Origin of the sequence: Shewanella sp. P1-14-1 (assembly GCF_001401775.1) — a bacterium.
Classification (GTDB): Bacteria; Pseudomonadota; Gammaproteobacteria; order Enterobacterales; family Shewanellaceae; genus Shewanella; species Shewanella japonica.
This window is the reverse complement of sequence record NZ_LKTL01000069.1, coordinates 1-770: the sequence shown is the minus strand read 5'-3', so window position 1 is coordinate 770 and position 770 is coordinate 1. Positions and strand designations below refer to the sequence as shown.

At 47.5% G+C, this 770-nt stretch carries 1 pseudogene; it reads right to left on the bottom strand.

Annotated features, from left to right (window positions below):
- A pseudogene (locus AN944_RS20975) lies at window positions 1-770 on the bottom strand (hypothetical protein); the annotation flags it as partial.

The window sequence follows — 770 nt, the reverse complement described above, 5'->3', positions numbered from 1 at the left end:
GATAGGTCAACATTATCAACAGAGTAAGTGCCATCAGCATTAACGGCTACATCGGTGATGGTAATTGCAGTACCCGCAATATCGGTGATAACCAGAGTGACTGTACCGCCAGCTGGAATGTCTTGTGATGTACCAGTGATGTCACCGTTATTATCGCCATCAATGACTAAATCGACGGTGATGTTACTTGAAAGGGCATCAAGGTTTTCAGTGTCATTGGCCGATAAATCATTACCGTTGCTGTCAGTCGCGGTTGCCACCACTGTGATGTCGCCATCCACAAGCGTAGATAGGTCGACGTTATCGACAGAGTAAGTACCGTCCGCGTTTACTGCCACATCTGTGATGGTAATTGCAGTGCCCGCAATATCAGTGATAACCAGAGTGACCGTGCCACCTGCTGGAATATCTTGTGATGTACCAGTGATATCGCCTTGGTTTGATGCATCAATCACTAAGTCTACTGTTAGCTCAGCATCAACAGCATCGAGGTTTTCAGTGTCATTGGCAGACAGGTCGTTACCGTTGCTGTCAGTTGCGGTTGCCACCACTGTGATGTCGCCATCCACAAGCGTAGATAGGTCAACGTTATCAACAGAGTAAGTACCGTCCGCGTTTACTGCCACATCTGTGATGGTAATTGCAGTGCCCGCAATATCGGTGATAACCAAGGTGACCGTGCCACCTGCTGGAATATCTTGTGATGTACCAGTGATATCGCCTTGGTTCGATGCATCAATCACTAAGTCTACTGTTAGCTCAGCATCAAC